The 16730-nt window shown below is 63.2% G+C and carries 19 protein-coding genes and 1 pseudogene; 5 read left to right on the plus strand and 15 right to left on the minus strand.

Annotation, left to right across the window (positions count from 1 at the left end; translation table 11 throughout):
* The 11 genes and pseudogenes from nuoF to thiE all read right to left on the minus strand — a co-directional run bounded on the left by nuoF (window position 1) and on the right by thiE (window position 9055).
* On the minus strand, window positions 1-1317 hold the full coding sequence (gene nuoF / locus HHL26_RS12700; protein WP_066561509.1) for an NADH-quinone oxidoreductase subunit NuoF: 1317 nt from the start codon (window positions 1315-1317) through the stop codon (window positions 1-3).
* Window positions 1314-1982: an NADH-quinone oxidoreductase subunit NuoE gene (nuoE, locus tag HHL26_RS12705; protein WP_066555747.1), complete on the minus strand. Its 669-nt coding sequence runs from the start codon at window positions 1980-1982 to the stop codon at window positions 1314-1316. Before nuoE ends, nuoF begins: the two co-directional genes overlap by 4 nt.
* On the minus strand, window positions 1982-3217 hold the full coding sequence (locus HHL26_RS12710) for an NADH-quinone oxidoreductase subunit D (protein WP_066555745.1): 1236 nt from the start codon (window positions 3215-3217) through the stop codon (window positions 1982-1984). Before HHL26_RS12710 ends, nuoE begins: the two co-directional genes overlap by 1 nt.
* A 29-nt stretch (window positions 3218-3246) precedes the next feature.
* Window positions 3247-3852, minus strand: a pseudogene (locus tag HHL26_RS12715) (NADH-quinone oxidoreductase subunit C); the annotation flags it as partial.
* A 1-nt stretch (window position 3853) separates the two neighbouring features.
* Window positions 3854-4408, minus strand: coding sequence for an NADH-quinone oxidoreductase subunit B (locus tag HHL26_RS12720; protein ID WP_066555741.1), 555 nt, complete (start codon window positions 4406-4408; stop codon window positions 3854-3856).
* Window positions 4399-4773 (minus strand): NADH-quinone oxidoreductase subunit A, encoded by a 375-nt coding sequence (locus HHL26_RS12725; RefSeq protein WP_066555740.1) that lies wholly within the window; start codon window positions 4771-4773, stop codon window positions 4399-4401. Before HHL26_RS12725 ends, HHL26_RS12720 begins: the two co-directional genes overlap by 10 nt.
* Before the next feature lie 130 nt (window positions 4774-4903).
* The gene (locus HHL26_RS12730) at window positions 4904-5716 is read right to left on the minus strand and encodes an inositol monophosphatase family protein (protein WP_066555739.1); all 813 of its coding nucleotides are present in this window, start codon (window positions 5714-5716) and stop codon (window positions 4904-4906) included.
* A gap of 148 nt (window positions 5717-5864) precedes the next feature.
* Window positions 5865-6428: an elongation factor P gene (efp, locus tag HHL26_RS12735; protein WP_066555738.1), complete on the minus strand. Its 564-nt coding sequence runs from the start codon at window positions 6426-6428 to the stop codon at window positions 5865-5867.
* Window positions 6429-6528: 100 nt separating this feature from the next.
* A complete protein-coding gene (locus tag HHL26_RS12740) occupies window positions 6529-7098 on the minus strand; it encodes a M23 family metallopeptidase (protein ID WP_066555736.1) in 570 nt (189 codons plus the stop codon).
* Window positions 7095-8192, minus strand: a complete 1098-nt coding sequence (locus tag HHL26_RS12745) for a L,D-transpeptidase family protein (protein WP_066555734.1) — start codon at window positions 8190-8192, stop codon at window positions 7095-7097. The genes HHL26_RS12740 and HHL26_RS12745 overlap by 4 nt, the downstream gene beginning before the upstream one ends.
* Before the next feature lie 170 nt (window positions 8193-8362).
* Window positions 8363-9055, minus strand: a complete 693-nt coding sequence (gene thiE / locus HHL26_RS12750; protein ID WP_066555731.1) for a thiamine phosphate synthase — start codon at window positions 9053-9055, stop codon at window positions 8363-8365.
* Between the two features lie 98 nt (window positions 9056-9153).
* Between thiE and HHL26_RS24235 the strand changes: the two genes are divergently transcribed.
* Complete coding sequence (locus tag HHL26_RS24235; protein WP_237229981.1) at window positions 9154-9354, plus strand: hypothetical protein; 201 nt, start codon at window positions 9154-9156, stop codon at window positions 9352-9354.
* 237 nt (window positions 9355-9591) lie between these two features.
* Here HHL26_RS24235 and HHL26_RS12760 read toward each other — a convergent pair whose 3' ends face one another.
* The 4 genes from HHL26_RS12760 to tkt form a co-directional block, all read right to left on the minus strand.
* Window positions 9592-10488: a fructose bisphosphate aldolase gene (locus HHL26_RS12760; RefSeq protein ID WP_066555730.1), complete on the minus strand. Its 897-nt coding sequence runs from the start codon at window positions 10486-10488 to the stop codon at window positions 9592-9594.
* Window positions 10489-10612: 124 nt separating this feature from the next.
* Window positions 10613-11815, minus strand: coding sequence for a phosphoglycerate kinase (locus HHL26_RS12765; RefSeq protein WP_066555729.1), 1203 nt, complete (start codon window positions 11813-11815; stop codon window positions 10613-10615).
* A gap of 78 nt (window positions 11816-11893) precedes the next feature.
* Window positions 11894-12904, minus strand: a complete 1011-nt coding sequence (gene gap, locus HHL26_RS12770; protein WP_066555727.1) for a type I glyceraldehyde-3-phosphate dehydrogenase — start codon at window positions 12902-12904, stop codon at window positions 11894-11896.
* Window positions 12905-12941: 37 nt separating this feature from the next.
* The gene (gene tkt, locus HHL26_RS12775; RefSeq protein ID WP_066555725.1) at window positions 12942-14906 is read right to left on the minus strand and encodes a transketolase; all 1965 of its coding nucleotides are present in this window, start codon (window positions 14904-14906) and stop codon (window positions 12942-12944) included.
* A 175-nt stretch (window positions 14907-15081) separates the two neighbouring features.
* Between tkt and HHL26_RS12780 the strand changes: the two genes are divergently transcribed.
* From HHL26_RS12780 to HHL26_RS12795, 4 genes are all read left to right on the plus strand, one after another.
* Window positions 15082-15276, plus strand: a complete 195-nt coding sequence (locus HHL26_RS12780) for a hypothetical protein (RefSeq protein ID WP_237229980.1) — start codon at window positions 15082-15084, stop codon at window positions 15274-15276.
* Window positions 15269-15604 carry a cell division protein ZapA gene (locus tag HHL26_RS12785; protein WP_066555723.1) on the plus strand — a complete coding sequence of 112 codons (336 nt, stop codon included), beginning with the start codon at window positions 15269-15271 and terminating at the stop codon, window positions 15602-15604. Before HHL26_RS12780 ends, HHL26_RS12785 begins: the two co-directional genes overlap by 8 nt.
* A 214-nt stretch (window positions 15605-15818) precedes the next feature.
* Entirely contained in the window at window positions 15819-16397 is a 579-nt protein-coding gene (locus tag HHL26_RS12790; RefSeq protein WP_066555721.1) for a 5-formyltetrahydrofolate cyclo-ligase, read from the plus strand.
* Window positions 16394-16636 (plus strand): DUF2842 domain-containing protein, encoded by a 243-nt coding sequence (locus tag HHL26_RS12795; protein ID WP_066555718.1) that lies wholly within the window; start codon window positions 16394-16396, stop codon window positions 16634-16636. Before HHL26_RS12790 ends, HHL26_RS12795 begins: the two co-directional genes overlap by 4 nt.
* Window positions 16637-16730: the final 94 nt, after the last annotated feature.

Here is a 16730-nt window from a genome sequence, read left to right on the forward strand (position 1 = left end):
TTACTCCGCTGCCTCCATGACGGGGGCGCTACCCTTGTTTTCATTGATCCGGCGCTCGATTTCCGGACGAAAGTGCCGGATCAAGCCCTGGATCGGCCAGGCCGCCGCGTCGCCGAGCGCGCAGATGGTGTGACCTTCGACCTGCTTGGTCACCTGCTGGAGCATGTCGATCTCGCTGATATCGGCATCGCCCGAACGCAGCCGTTCCATCACGCGCCACATCCAGCCGGTGCCTTCGCGGCAGGGCGTGCACTGGCCGCAGCTCTCATGCTTGTAGAAATAGGACAGGCGCGAAATGGCGCGGACGATGTCGGTCGACTTGTCCATGACGATAACAGCGGCGGTACCAAGGCCGGACCCCACGGCTTTCAGCCCGTCGAAATCCATCGGCGCGTCCATGATCTCACGCGCTGGCACCAGCGGCACCGAAGACCCACCGGGGATCACCGCCAGCAGATTGTCCCAGCCGCCGCGAATGCCGCCGCAATGCCGGTCGATCAGTTCCTTGAAGCTGATGCCCATCGACTCTTCGACGACGCAGGGCTTGTTCACGTGGCCGCTGATCTGGAAGAGCTTGGTGCCCTTGTTATTCTCGCGGCCGAAGCTGGAGAACCATTCGGACCCACGGCGCAGGATCGTCGGCGCGACCGCGATGGATTCCACATTGTTCACCGTGGTCGGGCAGCCATAAAGACCCGCACCCGCCGGGAAAGGCGGCTTCAAACGCGGCTGGCCCTTCTTGCCTTCCAGGCTCTCGATCTGCGCGGTTTCCTCGCCGCAGATGTAAGCGCCCGCGCCGCGATGGACGAAGACGTCGAAATCATAGCCCGAACCGCACGCATTCTTACCAAGGAAGCCCTTTTCATAGGCCTGTTCGACGGCGGCGAAGAGGACCTTCGCCTCATAGATGAACTCGCCGCGGATGTAGATATAGGCGGCCCGCGCCCGCATCGCGAAACCGGCGACCAGCGCGCCTTCGATCAGCTTGTGCGGATCGTGGCGGATGATTTCGCGGTCCTTGCACGAACCCGGCTCGGATTCGTCGGCGTTGATGACCAGGAAACTCGGACGGCCATCCTTGCTTTCCTTGGGCATGAAGCTCCACTTCATGCCGGTCGGGAAGCCCGCGCCGCCACGACCGCGCAAGCCAGACGCCTTGATGCGCTCGATGATTTCGTCCTGGCCGATTTCCAGCAGCTTCTTGGTATTGTCCCAATCGCCGCGCTTGATCGCCGCGTCGATGCCCCAATCCTGGAAGCCATAGACGTTGGTGAAGATGCGATCCTTGTCGCTGAGAGGCGCAATCACGTCGCTCATGCCCATTCCTCGCGATAATCATGGTTGCCGTTGACCATCTCCTTGAGCGTGGTCGGCCCGCCTTCGGGGCAGCTCGTCTGGCGATCGATCTGCGGCCCGATCTTGGGCTGCTTGCCAGCGGCGAGATCGTCGAGGATCGCGCTCATGCTGTCATAGGTCAGGTCTTCGAAATTATCGTCGTTGATCTGGACCATCGGCGCGTTGGCGCAGGCGCCCAGACACTCGACCTCGCTCAGCGTGAACAGGCCGTCGGGGGTCGTGCCGCCCTTGACCAGACCCTTGTTCTTGCAGGCCGAAAACACATCGTCCGAGCCGCGCAGCATGCACGGCGTCGTGCCGCAGACCTGCACATGATAGCGGCCGACCGGCGCGAGGTTGTACATGGTGTAGAAGGTCGCGACCTCGTAAACGCGCATGTACGGCATTTCGAGCTGGTCAGCGATATATTCCATCACCGGCACCGGCAGCCAGCCGTTCGTCTGCGTTTCCGCGCCCACCTGACGCTGGGCCAGATCGAGCAGCGGCATCACCGCCGACTGCTGACGGCCGGCAGGATAGCGGGCAATGACCTTCTTCGCCTGTTCGGCGTTCTCGGCCGTCCACGCGAACGCGCCCCAGCGCGCGCGGGTCTCGGCCTCGTCCGGGATATGAACTGCGTCAGCCATTAGCGGTCACATTCTCCAAACACGATGTCCATGGCGCCCAGGACAGCGGTGGTATCGGCCAGCATGTGGCCCTTCATCATGAAATCCATCGCCTGAAGGTGCGAGAAGGCGGTCGGGCGGATCTTGCAGCGATAGGGCTTGTTGGAGCCGTCCGCGACCAGATAGACGCCGAACTCGCCCTTGGGGCTTTCGGTCGCCACATAGACTTCGCCAGCGGGCACGTGGAAGCCTTCGGTATAGAGCTTGAAATGGTGGATCAGCGCTTCCATCGAGCGCTTCATCTCGCCACGCTTGGGCGGCGAAACCTTGCGGTCGAAGCTGGCGATCGGCCCTTCCGGCATTTCATTGAGGCACTGCTTCATGATCCGCGCGGACTGGCGGACTTCCTCGACGCGCACCATGAAGCGGTCATAGCAGTCATAGTTGGTGCCGACCGGAATATCGAATTCCATGCGGTCATAGACGTCGTAAGGCTGCGCCTTACGAATATCCCAAGGGATACCGGAGCCACGGATCATCGGCCCGGAGAAGCCCCATTTCAGCGCGTCTTCCTTGCTCACCACGGCGATGTCGACATTGCGCTGCTTGAAGATGCGGTTGTCGACCACCAGGCTCATCGCGTCCTCGAACAGGCGCGGCAGACGGGTGTCGAGCCAGTCGGCAATGTCGGTCAAGAGCTTGAGCGGCACATCCTGATGCACGCCGCCCGGCCGGAAATAGGCCGAGTGCATGCGGGCGCCCGAGGCACGCTCGAAGAAGTTGAGGCAATCCTCGCGGATTTCGAACAGCCACAGGTTCGGCGTCATCGCGCCGACGTCCATGACGTGCGAGCCGAGGTTCAGCATGTGGTTGCAGATGCGGGTCAGTTCCGCGAAGAACACGCGCAGATATTGCGCGCGCAGCGGCACTTCCAGATTCAGCAGCTTCTCGATGGCCAGAACGTAGGAGTGCTCCATGCCGAGCGGCGAGCAATAGTCCAGCCGGTCGAAATAGGGCAGCGCCTGCATATAGGTCTTATATTCGATCAGCTTCTCGGTGCCGCGATGCAGCAGGCCGACATGCGGGTCGCAGCGTTCGACGATTTCGCCGTCCAGCTCCATGACCAGACGCAACACGCCGTGCGCCGCCGGATGCTGGGGGCCGAAGTTGATCGTATAGTTCTGGATTTCGGTGTCGCCGTAGGTCGGGTCGGCGGCGTCGACCTTATGATCCAGCTTTTCGAGATAATCGGACATCAGGCTTTGCTCCCCTGGTCCTTGGCCTCAGCCTTTTCGTCGCCCGGCAGCACATATTGCGCGCCTTCCCACGGGCTCATGAAGTCGAAGCTGCGGAAGTCCTGCGCCAGCTTCACCGGCTCATAGACGACGCGCTTATCCTCTTCGGAATAGCGCAGCTCGACATAGCCGGTCAGCGGAAAGTCCTTGCGCTGCGGATGGCCCTTGAAGCCATAGTCGGTCAGGATGCGGCGCAGGTCGGCATTGCCTTCGAAAATGACGCCATACATGTCGAACACCTCACGCTCCAGCCAGCCGGCGACCGGCCAGAGATGCGTGACGGTGGGAACGGGCGTATCCTCGTCGGTCGACACCTTCACACGGACGCGATGGTTCCGCGTGACGCTGAGCAGATGGTAGCAAACCTCGAACCGGTCGGGACGATCGGGATAATCGACCCCGGCGATTTCCATGAGCTGCTGATAGCCCGCCTTGTCGCGCAACAGCATCATCGCCTCGGCCAGCTTTTCGCGCACGACGGTGAAGCTCAGCTCATCGGCATGGTCGACGGTCTCGACCAGCATCGATCCCAGCAGCCCGGCGATTTCCTGCGCGATCCCTTCTGGGTTCGCGATCTTAGGAGCAGAATGACCCATATTAACGCTCAACTGTCCCGATCCGGCGGATCTTCCGCTGCAACTGCATGATGCCGTAGAGCAAGGCCTCTGCGGTCGGCGGACAACCCGGCACATAAATATCGACCGGCACGATGCGGTCGCAGCCACGAACTACCGAATAGCTGTAATGATAATAGCCGCCACCATTGGCGCAGCTGCCCATCGAAATCACATATTTCGGATTGGACATCTGGTCGTAAACCTTGCGCAACGCCGGAGCCATCTTGTTGCAGAGGGTCCCCGCAACGATCATCACATCCGACTGGCGCGGAGAGGCGCGTGGCGCGGCGCCGAAGCGCTCCATGTCATAGCGCGGCATGTTGACGTGGATCATTTCCACCGCGCAGCAGGCCAAGCCGAAGGTCATCCACCATAGCGAGCCGGTGCGCGCCCACTGGAACAGTTCCTCGGTCGAAGTGACAAGGAAACCCTTGTCGCTGACTTCGCTGCTCAGCGCGTTGAAGAAATCCTGGTCGGGCTGCGTGCCGGCCGGCAACAGCGTGCCAGGAACCGGACGGTCAAGTTCTACTCCCAATCGAGTGCTCCCTTCTTCCACGCATAGACGAGGCCGAGCACCAGCTCCGCTATGAAGATCATCATCGTCGCCCAGCCGGCCCAGCCGATCTGGTCGAGGCTGACCGCCCAGGGAAAGAGGAACGCCGCTTCCAGATCGAAGATGATGAACAGGATGGCGACGAGGTAGAAACGCACGTCGAACTGGCTGCGCGGTTCTTCAAAGGCGGGGAAACCGCATTCATATTCGCTGAGCTTGGCCGGGTCGGGCTGATGAGAGCCGGTCAGGCGCCCCACGAGCATCGGCAGGAACACAAATGCGCTCGAAAGCAGCAAGGCGATCCCGAGAAAGATCAGGATCGGCAGATATTGGGCTAGATCGACCAACGGAGTCCCCTGGGCGAAAATGATTTACGGGCGCGCTTTAGGCCCGCTGCATATGCGAAGCAAGGCCCGCAGGCATGAGAATGATTCGCAACAATTGCAGCGGGCCGATCGCGTCACCAAAACCGTGACTTCAACGCAGCGCGCCAGCCACCAGCTTATGCAATTTGCTGTGGATGGCGTCGTTGCCCGCAATGACTTCCTTGCGCTCGATTGCCTGGTCGCCGCCGCGGAAGTCCGAGACGAAGCCGCCAGCTTCCCGCACCATCAGCAGGCCCGCGGCGACATCCCAGGGCTGCAATCCGCTTTCCCAAAAGCCGTCATAGCGCCCGGAAGCGACATGGGCGAGGTCGAGCGACGCCGCGCCGAAGCGACGAATGCCCGCGACGGAAGGCGCCACCGCGCCGAAGATGCGCGTCCACTGGGCAAAATCGCCATGGCCCATGAATGGGATGCCGGTCGCGATCAGGCACTCCCCCATGTCCCGCCGTGCCGACACGCGCAGACGCTGGTCATGCCGCCAGGCGCCCCGGCTCTTTTCCGCCCAATAGCTTTCGTCGGTGACAGGCTGGTAGATCAGGCCGGTGGTGACCTCCCGCTTGCCGCCATAAAGCGGCTCCTCGACGGCAATCGAGATCGCGAAATGCGGAATGCCGTGCAGGAAGTTGCTGGTGCCGTCGAGCGGATCGATGATCCAGCGCGGCTTGCCCGGATCGCCGGCGATTTCCCCGCCCTCTTCCAGCAGGAAACCCCAATCGGGGCGCGCCTTCTGCAATTCCTCGACCAGGGTCTTTTCCGCCTGCTGGTCAGCCTTGGACACGAAGTCCGCCGGTCCCTTGCGGGACACCTGCAGATGCTCGACCTCCCCGAAGTCGCGGCGCAGCTTGGAGCCGGCCTTGCGCGCTGCGCGTTCCATGACGGTCAGAAGGCCTGAATGGGAAACCATTTTTCTTTCTCCCCCCCTCCCACAGGCGGGAGGGGGCCGGGGGTGGGCGGCCGCCCAAGCGGCCCTCAAAAAAGGAGGGGGCAGAAGGCTCGCTGCGCTCGCCACCCACCCCCTTCCCCTCCCTTGAAAGGGAGGGGTGAATTGTCTTTTAGTCCGCGCGCTTTACATATTCGCGTTCGTACACATCGACAACGATGCGCGTGCCGGTGACGATGTGCGGCGGCACCATGACGCGCACGCCATTGTCGAGGATGGCGGGCTTGTAGCTGGCCGAAGCGGTCTGGCCCTTCACCACGGCGTCCGCCTCCACGACCGTCGCTTCGATCGTTTCGGGCAACTGCACGGAGATCGGGCGCTCCTCATACATTTCGAGGATGACCATCATGCCGTCCTGCAGGAAGGCGGCAGCGTCACCGATCAGGTCCAGCGGCAAATTGATCTGCTCATAGGTTTCGGTATCCATGAAGACGAGCATGTCGCCCTCGGCATAGAGATACTGGAAATCCTTGGTGTCGAGGCGGATACGCTCGACCGTCTCGGCGGAGCGGAATCGGACGTTGTTCTTGCGTCCGTCGATCAGATTCTTGAGTTCCACCTGCATATAGGCGCCGCCCTTGCCGGGCTGCGTGTGCTGGATCTTCACGGCGCGCCACAGGCTGCCGTCATATTCGATGTTGTTGCCGGGACGAATCTCGACGCCGCTGATCTTCATGGGAAGAGCCTGCCTATATGTCTGAAGGTGAAAAGAGCCGGCCTCTGGAGGCTGGCCGCGCCCTTACATCGGGAAGGGCCGAAGGGCAAGAGGGAGCATCCTATCGCGGCTTCGCCAGCAAGGGATAGGGGTTGATCGCCCGCCCGCCATGCCATGGCTCGCCCGCCGCCATCTCATGCACGGCAAAGTGGAGGTGCGGCGCCGATGGATCGGCATTGCCGCTGCTGCCGACAGTACCGATCCGCTGCCCGCGCCGGAGCGCCTGTCCTTCCCGCAGACCCGGCGCATAGCCGTCCAGATGTGCATAATAATAGATATGCCGCCCGTCGGACGACCGCTCGTAAACGGTTCGTCCGCCCTCCTCGCTCCAGAACAGCTTTTCGATCCGTCCATCCGCCGCCGCCAATACCGCCCTGCCCCGCGCCGCCATGATGTCGATCGCGTCATGCGGCCGCGCGCCGTTGGCGCGGGCTTGGGTGAAGGTGTCGGTGAGCGCGGTCGGCGGAACGCCCTCCACCGGGATCAGCAATGCACCAGCTTCCGCCGCGGCAGGACGCGATGGCGTCCTCTCGCTCGGCCCATCCGCCGGCACGATCCGCACGCACAGCCGCAGAAAGGCCACGCTGAGCAGGACGGCAAACCCGATCCCCGCCCAGCCGCGCGCCCTCATGGCTGGAACACCGCCTTGACGCCGGACTGCACCATCTGCGCCAGCCGCGCCGCATCCCAATTGGTCAGGCGAATGCAGCCATGGCTTTCCGTCCGCCCGATCGTCTGCGGCTCGGGCGTGCCGTGAATGCCGTAATGCGGTTTGGAGAGGTCGATCCACACCACGCCGACAGGGCCATTGGGGCCCGGCTTCAACACCGCCTTCTGGTCGGTGGAAGAGGCATCCCAGAACAGGTCCGGATTATAGTGAAAGTCAGGATTGCGGCTCAACCCCTTGATTTCCCATGTTCCGATCGGCAGCGGATCATGCTGCGATCCCGTGGTGGCGGGGAACTGCGCGATCAGCCGGTTCTGCGCATCATAGGCGCGCAGCAGCCCGTCCGATTTGTCCACCACGATATGGTCGGCCTGCGGCTGCTCCTTGGCGACACCCAGACTCGCAAGCGTCTCGCCCCAGTCCCGCTCATCCCCTTCGATCCGCGCCACCGGCTGGTTCGCGATCGCCGGCACGCGGACAGTGGTGCCCGCGCCGACCCTGGCATCGGGCCGGTTGAGCGTCATCAGCACCTCCGGCCTGGTGTGGAACCGCTCGGCCAGCTTCTCCAGCAGATTGCGATAGCCCAGCGCCGGCAGCTTCGCCTGATCGTTCAGATCCTTGGGAACCGCGAAAAACGGTCCCTTGGCGAACCCTGTAGGAATCTTCACCAGCCATGTCGCGGGCTGAGGCCGCTCGCCCAGCAGCGTTTTGGCCGTCGCCTCATCATATTGCCCGGTCTGCGGCAGCCCCCTGGCCTCCTGAAATCCCTTGAGCGCGCTGGTGAAGGACATGCCCTCCTTTCCATCCAGCACGCCCGGCGAAAAGCCCGCCCGGTCGAGCGCCACCTGCGCCTGGAGCACGGCCTCAACCCGCGCCGGCGCCCCTGCCGGTTCCGGCACGAGGACGAAGGCGTAGGGATCGGTGGCGGGTGCGGCGGGGCGCGCCGCCTGCTTCGGTTGATGGGAGGCAGCATTTGACGGGGCGCTTTCATCCGCTTCCGTAATGGTCATGTTACAGGCTGAGCATAGCAGCGCGAGGATCAGGGCATGGTTTTTCAAAGCGATACTCTCCCGATTGTGGAAGAGGAAACGCGCAAAGTGCGAGAAAGCTGCCTGCCTCGCTTTCCCGCCGTGCTCCTGCGAAGGCAGGAGCCCAGTCCTGCTGCTGGTTCTTTATCGCAACGCCTGAATTGGACTCCTGCCTTCGCAGGAGCACGGCGGCACGATTTTTATTTCCGTGCCAGCACCGCCCCAAATGCCGCCACGCCCGCCTGCGGACCTTCCGGATGGTTCCACACCGCCCCACTCACCGCCAGAAAATCCGCCCCCGCCTTCACCAGCGGCGCGGCATTGTCCGCCGTGATCCCGCCAATGGCGACGCAGGGCAGCTCGAACAGCGCGGTCCACCAGCCCAGGATCGACGGATCGGGCCGATGAAGGGTTTCCTTGGTCATGGTCGGATAAAAGGCTCCAAAAGCGACATAATCCGCCCCCGCCTCGCCCGCTTCCATCGCCAGATGGCGGCTGTCATGGCAGGTGACGCCGATCTGCACCGACGGCCCCAGCAGCTTGCGAGCCTCTCGCGGATCACCGTCGCCCTGCCCCAGATGCACCCCATCCGCGCCCAGCCGCTTGGCAAGGGCCATACTGTCGTTGATGATGAAGGCGACGTTCCGCTCGGCGCAGAGTTTTTGCAGCGGCTCGGCGGCGCGGGCGATGGCGTCGTCATCCAGACCCTTCAACCGCAACTGGAAAGCCGCGACGCTGCCTCCGTCCAAGGCAGCCTTCAGGCTCTCGACAAAGCCCGCCTCGATTACTGGCGGCGAGATCAGATAGAGCTGACAGGCGGGGCGAAAGCCCTGCTCGAAGCGGTCAGCGAAATTCGGATCGAGGGCCAGTTCTTCATCTGTGAAATCGGTCATGCCATCGCCTTAGCCGCTTTTGGGCGGGTTGGAAAAGAGCGGAGCCTATCCCGCCCCGGCAACGTTTCTCTCCCCATGATCAGGATCGGTTGCTGGGGATGAAATTATCGGGATTGGCGCGGGCGCTTCTACCGGAGAAGATGGCGGCGAAAAACTGGTTCGCCTTCGATGCCGAACAATTCGACACGGTAGTGTTGCCCTTTGCGTGGCGCCACCGCCTATGTCCGATTGGCATCCGCACCAAGGGAAAATATCGCGGCGGTTATTCGCGCGAGAGGCTGGTGGATTGGGCCGAATGAATGAAGGTGCAGGATCCTGAGGATCGGACCGTCTGGCCCTATTTCAACAATGATTATAACGCGCAGGCGATCATCGACGCCCGCATTTTGAAGGAAGCCGCCGGAGTCTAGAGCAGAATCCGACCCGATTGCATCGGATCGGCTGCTCTAGGCATTTGTTTTGCCGCGTTTTCCGAGTCAGCAGATGATTCTATCTGCTTAGAAAACGCTCTAGGCACCGGCGGCTCCTTTATCGGATCAGGCCACCTTCCGGGTCGACGCGCCGTGGATCTCGTCGATCGCTTCGCCCAGCGAGGCGTTGAACTCATCTTCGCTCATCTGGTGACGCAGATCGTTCAGCAGCGCGCGGCTGAAGCTGGCGATGATGCCGCGATTCTTCGCCAGCTCGACACAGGCCTCCGAGCGCGAGAAGCCGCCCGACAGAGCGACGACCCGCAGCACGCGGGGATGATCGACCAACGGGTCGAACAGCCCGGCCTTGGTGGGCAGCGACAGTTTCAGCATCACCTTGTCGTCGCCCGGCTGCGCGTCGAGATTTTTGAGGGTTTCCTCCAGCAGAATCTGGTCGGCCTCGGCGCGTTCGGGGCTCTTGATGTTGACTTCCGGCTCGATGATCGGAACCAGACCGGCGGCCAGAACCTGGCTGCCGACTTCAAACTGCTGCTTCACGACGGCGGCAATGCCTTCGCGATTGGCGAGGTTGATGACCGAACGCTCCTTGGTGCCGAACACGCCCAAAGCTTTGGCGCGGTGCAGCAGCGTGTCCAGACCGGGGTTCGGCTTCATCAACTGGACGCCGTTCGCTTCATCCTCAAGCCCCTTGTCGATCTTGATGAAGGGCACCACGCCGCGCTCGATCAGCGCCTGAGGCACGGACTTGCCGCCGGCTTCGCCATCCATGGTGCGCTCGAACAGGATCGCGCCCAGCACCTTCTCACCCGAAAAGACCGGCGAGGTGATGATGCGGCTGCGCATGGCGTGAATCAGGCCGAACATCTCTTCTTCGCTGGTCCAGGCGTCTTCCTCGATGCCATAGCCCTTCAACGCCTTGGGCGTCGAACCGCCGCTCTGGTCGAGCGCCGCGATGAAGCCGTTGCCGCCCTCGATCTTCGCCTTCATGTCCTCGAACTGCATCTGCACATACCTCTTTGTTGGATGCGCCGCCCTCCCGGCAGCGCGTCTAGGGGTAGGACGCCTTGCACGGCGTCCACGGTCGAGCCGGACCGGCCACTCTCCAAAGCCGGCCCCGCAATCTTGTTCAGGCCATCAGCGCCTTGACGCCGGGCAGTTCCTTGCCTTCCATCCACTCCAGGAAAGCGCCGCCAGCGGTCGAAACGAAGCTGAAATCGGCCGCCACACCGGCATGGTTGAGCGCCGCGACGGTATCGCCGCCGCCCGCGACGGACGTCAGGCCGCCCTCCTTCGTGAGCGCCGCGGCGGTCTTCGCCAGCGCCACGGTCGCCTTGTCGAAAGGCGCGATCTCGAACGCGCCAAGCGGCCCGTTCCACACCAGCGTCCGGCAGTTCTTGAGCGCATCGCCCAATGCCTCCACAGCAGCGGGGCCGACATCGAGGATCATCTCATCCTCAGCCACCTCATGCACATTGCAGGTACGCAAGCTGGGCGGATTGGCGGCGAATTCCTTCGACACCACCACGTCATAGGGCAGATGGATGGTGCAGCCGGCGGCCTCCGCCTTGTCGAAAATCGCATCGGCTGTCTCGGCCAGATCCTTCTCGCACAGCGATTTGCCGACATCGACCCCGCGCGCATGGAGGAAGGTGTTGGCCATGCCGCCGCCGATGATCAGATGATCGACCTTCGCGACCAGGTTGTTCAGCACGTCGAGCTTGGTCGAAACCTTGGCGCCGCCGACGACCGCCGCGACCGGCTTCACCGGCTCGCCCAGCGCCGCTTGGAGCGCATCCAGTTCCTTCTCCATCGAACGCCCAGCAAAGGCAGGCAGCTTGTGCGCCAGCCCCTCGGTCGAGGCATGGGCGCGGTGCGCTGCGGAGAAAGCGTCATTCACATAGAGATCGCCAATCGCCGCCATCGCCTCGGCCAGTGCGGGATCGTTCTTCTCTTCACCGGCATGGAAGCGGGTATTTTCCAGGATCGCGATATCGCCCGGCCGCATCACTGCAATGCCATCAACCGCCGCTTCCCCCTGGCAATCGGGGATGAACTGCACTTCCCGGCCCAGCACGGCCGAGAGCGGCCGGGTGATCTTCGAGAGCGAATATTCCGGGTTCTTCTGCCCCTTGGGACGGCCGAAATGGGCAAGGATCAGCACCTTCGCGCCCCGGTCGGCCAGTTCCAGCACCGTCGGCATCGCCGCGCGCAGGCGGGTGTCGTCGGACACGGAGCCATCCTGCATCGGCACGTTCAGATCCTCGCGCACCAACACCACCTTGCCCGTGATGTCTCCCATGTCGTCGAGTGTCTTGAACGGCTTTGCCATGATCGCTCCCTGTGCTGGCAGTAAAATATAATCAGTGATCAAAAACCCCGCCGGATGGTCCGGCGGGGCTATCGGGTCTTAGAGGAACTTCGCCACGACGCCGGTCGTGTCGATCATGCGGTTCGAAAAACCCCATTCATTGTCGTACCAGCTCAGCACGCGGACCAGCGTGCCGTCGATCACCGCCGTTTCCAGGCTGTCGACGGTCGAGCTGCGGGCGTCGCCATTATAGTCGATCGACACCAGCGGCTCGTCCGAATAGCCGAGTACGCCCTTAAGCGGACCGGATTCCGAAGCGGCCTTCAGCAGTTCGTTGACTTCCTGCACGGTGGTCGCGCGCTTGGCGTCGAACTTGAGGTCCACGACCGAGACGTTCGGGGTCGGCACGCGTACCGACGAGCCGTCCAGCTTGCCCTTGAGTTCCGGCAGAACCTCGCCCACGGCGCGAGCGGCGCCGGTGGTTGTCGGGATCATCGACAGGGCAGCGGCGCGGGCGCGGCGCATGTCCTTGTGCAGCTGGTCCAGCGTGTTCTGGTCGTTGGTGTAGCTGTGGATGGTGGTCATGAAGCCCCGTTCGATGCCGATGGCATCATGCAGGACTTTCGCGAGCGGCGCGAGGCAGTTGGTGGTGCAGCTCGCGTTCGAGATCACCACGTCGTCGGCGCTCAGCGTTTCATGATTGACGCCGAACACCACGGTCTTGTCGACGCCGGTGGCGGGAGCGGAGATCACCACGCGCTTGGCGCCCGCGGTCAGATGCGCGCTCGCCTTCGCCTTGTCAGCGAAGATGCCGGTGCATTCGAGGGCAATGTCGACGCCCTGCGCGGCGTGCGGCAGGTTCGCCGGGTCACGTTCGGCAGTCACGGCGATGCGCTTGCCGTCGATGACCAGGAAATTGCCGTCGACGCTAACTTCACCGGCCCAGTTGCCGTGCACGGAGTCGCGCTTGAACAGCAGGGCATTGGACTTGGCATCGCCCAGGTCGTTGATGCTCACCAGTTCCAGATCATGGTCGGTGCGCGAAAGAATGGCGCGCGCCACCAGACGGCCGATGCGGCCGAAACCGTTGATTGCTACCTTCGTTGCCACTGCACTTGTCTCCCGGTTTTACGGTTGGATTGAAATATCAGTCGAGCGCCGCCACGATCTGCGGCGCGATCTTGGCGGCGGTCAGGCCGAAATGATCGTAGAGTACTTCCGCCGGAGCCGAAGCGCCGAACGTGTCGATGCCAAAGCGCAGGCCGGCAATGCCGACATACCGTTCCCACCCGAAAGTCGTCCCCGCCTCAATCGAAGCGCGCAGGACATGGTGGGGAAGGAGATCATCCTTATAGGCCTGCGGCTGCGCGTCGAAATGCGCCCAGCTCGGCATGGAGACGACGTCGGCGCCGATGCCCTGCTCTTCCAACAGGGCGGCGGTGGCGACGGCGATCTCGACTTCGGAGCCGGTGGCGACCAGCACCACCTTGCGATCGCCCTTAGCGGCGCGCAGGCGATAGGCGCCCTTGGCGGAGAGATTTTCGCTCTTCTCGGTGCGAAGCTGCGGCAGGTTCTGGCGGGTCAGCGCCAGCACCGACGGGCCGGTCGCATCCTTCAAGGCAAGTTCCCAGCACTCCGCCGTCTCGACGATGTCCGCCGGACGATAGACGTCGAGATTGGGGATCATGCGCAGCGACATGACATGCTCGATCGGCTGGTGGGTCGGGCCGTCCTCGCCCAGACCGATGGAGTCATGGGTCAGCACATGGATGGCGCGGATCTGCTGGAGCGCGGCCAGGCGGATGCCGCCGCGCATATAGTCGGAAAAGACCAGGAAAGTGCCGCCATAGGGAATGACGCCACCATGCAGCGCCATGCCGTTCATCGCGCAGGCCATGCCGAATTCGCGAATGCCGTAATAGACATAGCGGCCCGAATAATCGTCCCTGGTCAGCGGTCCGGTCGACTTGGTCTTGGTGTTGTTGGAGCCGGTGAGGTCCGCCGAGCCGCCCAGCGTTTCGGGCAGCAGGTCGTTGATCGCGCCCAGCGCCAGTTCGCTCGCCCTGCGGGTCGCGACCTTCTGCGGATTGGCGATCAGCGTGTCGATATAGGCGTCGAGCGAGAAATCGGCGGGCAGTTCACCAGCCATGCGCCGCTCGAACTCCGCCTTCTGCCCGTTGCTGCCCAGGCGATCGGCCCAAGTCGCATGCGCATCCGCACCCTTCGCGCCAATGGCCTGCCAGGCGGCGGCGATATCCTCGGGAATGACGAAAGGCTCAGCCGTCCAGCCAAGGAACTCGCGGGCCGCAGCGACTTCCGCCTCGCCCAGGGCCGAACCATGAACGCCCGAAGTGCCCGCCTTGTTGGGCGCGCCATAGCCGATCTTGGTGGCGCAGGCGACCAGCGACGGACGCGGATCGGCCAGCGCTTCATCGATGGCGCGGCGCACATCGGCCACGTCATGCCCGTCGCAGGACACGACATGCCAGCCGGTCGCGGCGTAACGAGCCCGTACATCCTCACTGCTCGACAGGTCGATCGAGCCGTCGATGGTGATCTTGTTATCGTCCCACAGCACGATCAGGCGGCCCAGGTTCAGATGCCCCGCCAGACCGATCGCTTCATGGTTGATGCCTTCCATCAGGCAGCCGTCGCCGGCCAACACCCAGGTCCGGTGATCGACGATCTCGTCCCCGAACTGCGCATTCAGATGCCGTTCGGCAATCGCCATGCCGACCGCAGTGGCAAGGCCGGAACCCAGCGGCCCGGTGGTCGCCTCGACGCCCGCTAGTTCGAAATTCTCAGGATGCCCGGCGCAGGGGCTGCTGAGCTGACGAAAGTTCGCGATGTCCTCGATCGTCGGCTTGGCATAGCCGGTCAGGTGCAGCAGCGAGTAGATCAGCATCGACCCATGGCCCGCCGACAGCACGAAACGGTCGCGATCGGCCCATTTCGGCGCCTTCGGATCGAACTTCAGATAATCCTTGAACAGCACGGTCGCGACATCCGCCATGCCCATCGGCATGCCCGGATGGCCGCTGTTGGCGGCCTGCACCGCGTCCATGGAGAGCGCCCGAATGGCGTTGGCGAGGGACTTTTCGGAAACGGTCATCGAAGCGGCGTCTTTCCTGGCTTTTCAACCGGCCCCCTGTTCAGGCCGTCGAGTCGAGTTTGCGCTCCCTTTGTCGACTCAGGGACAAGGCGTCAACCACGGGCGGCCCCCTGGGTACGCCAAGCCGCCGAATGACTGCTTTTGCGCGGCGAAAACTTTGTCTATGCGTGAGAACATGGCAAGCGACCGCATGATGCAGGCGATCCGCACGCTGGAGCGCGCGATCGACCAGCTCGAACAGGATGTGAACGGCTTTTCGTCGGCCGCCTCCTTTGAAACCTCCTCCGGCGTTGATACTGCGGCTGCCCGAGCGGCGCTGCAATCGCTGGACAGTCTCATCACCGAATTGAAGGGGCAGGCCGGTGGCTGAAACCACATTGCACATCGCCGGACGCGTCTATGACATACGCTGCCGCGACGGCGAGGAAGCGCATCTGGCGCATCTCGCCAACCTGATCGAACGCAAGGCCCGCCTTGCCCAGCAGAACACGCCGGGCCTGACCGAAGTGCGCACCCTGCTGTTTGCCGCGCTTTTCCTGGCGGACGAACTCAACGACCTGAAGCGCGAGGCCATCGGCCGCCAGCAGACCCTGGCGCTGGAGCCGGAGGACGAACCCGCCGTCCGCGCGCTCGAATCCCTCGCCGCCCGCATAGAAAAGCTGCGGGAAAGGCTTGTCGCAGCCGCGCCCGAAGCCTAGATAGGAAGGTGACGGGTACTGCGCGGTACGAGCTTTAGCGAACATCCCTGAGGCGATAATCACATCCACGGGGGCTGTCCCTGGGCGGGTTCCGGCCCGATCTACATGGTTCCCACCTGACGTTGAGGCGTCAGAGGATCTTCCAGCAAACGGCCGAGGCGGTCCCGTCACCCTCCTCCCTCCAAGCCCCATTTCCCCGACCTAAGGCCCCAAGATGAGCGACGACACCGAAAAGGCGACCCTGCGCGCGATCGCCCGGGAAAGGCGGCGCGCTTTCGTGGCCTCGCTCGATCCGCTGGCGCACCGGCTGGCGTTCAAGGTGATCCCCTCCCCCCTCGCCCGGCGGCTGGCCGATGCGCAAGTCGTGGCTCTTTATATGGGGCTGGATGACGAAGCCCCGGCCCAGCGGCTGGCCGCGCCCCTGCAAGCCCTGGGCAAGACGCTGGCCCTGCCCCGCGTCATCGATCGCCTGGGCAGCATGGATTTCCTGAGTTGGCGCCCGGAGGATCAGCTCTTCCCCGGCCTGTTCGGCACCAGCCACCCGCAAGCCGCGGGTGATCCGGTGGTTCCCGACGTCATCATCGCCCCGCTGATCGGCTTTGACCGGGCGATGAACCGGCTGGGGCAAGGCGGCGGCTATTATGACCGCATTTTCGCGCGTTATCCCGATGCCCTGCGCATAGGCCTCGCCTGGTCGGTGCAGGAACATGACGCCCTGCCCGCCGATCCGTGGGACTTGCCATTGCACCTGATCCTGACCGAAATCGAACTGATCGAAGGCAAAGAAGCATGAGCATCGATCCCCGGCACGTCTACAAGCCGAGTTGGCGCAAACCGGCGGGCATGTTCATCATCCTGGGGCTGATCGCGCTCTGGGCGGTGCTGGTCGGCAGCCTGTCCGGCATGATCGGGCAGTTGCCGATGATCGTGCAGGTGCCGGTTTATATTTTCCTCGGCCTGATCTGGATTTGGGTCCTGCCGCTGCGGCGCCTGCTGGCCTGGATGGAGACAGGGCGCTGGCGAGGTTTTTAAGGCTTCCCTTACCATCTTCATCGTCATCCCAGCGAAAGCAGGGATCTCGTGAGGCTAGATCGTGCCATCTCGACGGAGATGCCAGCTTTCGCTG

Origin of the sequence: Sphingobium sp. TB-6, from assembly GCF_012927365.1 — a bacterium.
In the GTDB taxonomy this organism is placed as follows: domain Bacteria; phylum Pseudomonadota; class Alphaproteobacteria; order Sphingomonadales; family Sphingomonadaceae; genus Sphingobium.

Excerpts from the sequence above, each read along its gene's own strand:
- nuoF (WP_066561509.1), bottom strand. The coding sequence starts at position 1,317 with ATGAGCGACGTGATTGCGCCTCTCAGCGACAAGGATCGCATCTTCACC.
- nuoE (WP_066555747.1), bottom strand. The coding sequence starts at position 1,982 with ATGGCTGACGCAGTTCATATCCCGGACGAGGCCGAGACCCGCGCGCGC.
- HHL26_RS12710 (WP_066555745.1), bottom strand. The coding sequence starts at position 3,217 with ATGTCCGATTATCTCGAAAAGCTGGATCATAAGGTCGACGCCGCCGAC.
- HHL26_RS12730 (WP_066555739.1), bottom strand. The coding sequence starts at position 5,716 with ATGGTTTCCCATTCAGGCCTTCTGACCGTCATGGAACGCGCAGCGCGC.
- efp (WP_066555738.1), bottom strand. The coding sequence starts at position 6,428 with ATGAAGATCAGCGGCGTCGAGATTCGTCCCGGCAACAACATCGAATAT.
- HHL26_RS12740 (WP_066555736.1), bottom strand. The coding sequence starts at position 7,098 with ATGAGGGCGCGCGGCTGGGCGGGGATCGGGTTTGCCGTCCTGCTCAGC.
- thiE (WP_066555731.1), bottom strand. The coding sequence starts at position 9,055 with ATGACCGATTTCACAGATGAAGAACTGGCCCTCGATCCGAATTTCGCT.
- HHL26_RS24235 (WP_237229981.1), top strand. The coding sequence starts at position 9,154 with ATGAAATTATCGGGATTGGCGCGGGCGCTTCTACCGGAGAAGATGGCG.
- HHL26_RS12760 (WP_066555730.1), bottom strand. The coding sequence starts at position 10,488 with ATGCAGTTCGAGGACATGAAGGCGAAGATCGAGGGCGGCAACGGCTTC.
- HHL26_RS12765 (WP_066555729.1), bottom strand. The coding sequence starts at position 11,815 with ATGGCAAAGCCGTTCAAGACACTCGACGACATGGGAGACATCACGGGC.
- tkt (WP_066555725.1), bottom strand. The coding sequence starts at position 14,906 with ATGACCGTTTCCGAAAAGTCCCTCGCCAACGCCATTCGGGCGCTCTCC.
- HHL26_RS12780 (WP_237229980.1), top strand. The coding sequence starts at position 15,082 with ATGGCAAGCGACCGCATGATGCAGGCGATCCGCACGCTGGAGCGCGCG.
- HHL26_RS12790 (WP_066555721.1), top strand. The coding sequence starts at position 15,819 with ATGAGCGACGACACCGAAAAGGCGACCCTGCGCGCGATCGCCCGGGAA.
- HHL26_RS12795 (WP_066555718.1), top strand. The coding sequence starts at position 16,394 with ATGAGCATCGATCCCCGGCACGTCTACAAGCCGAGTTGGCGCAAACCG.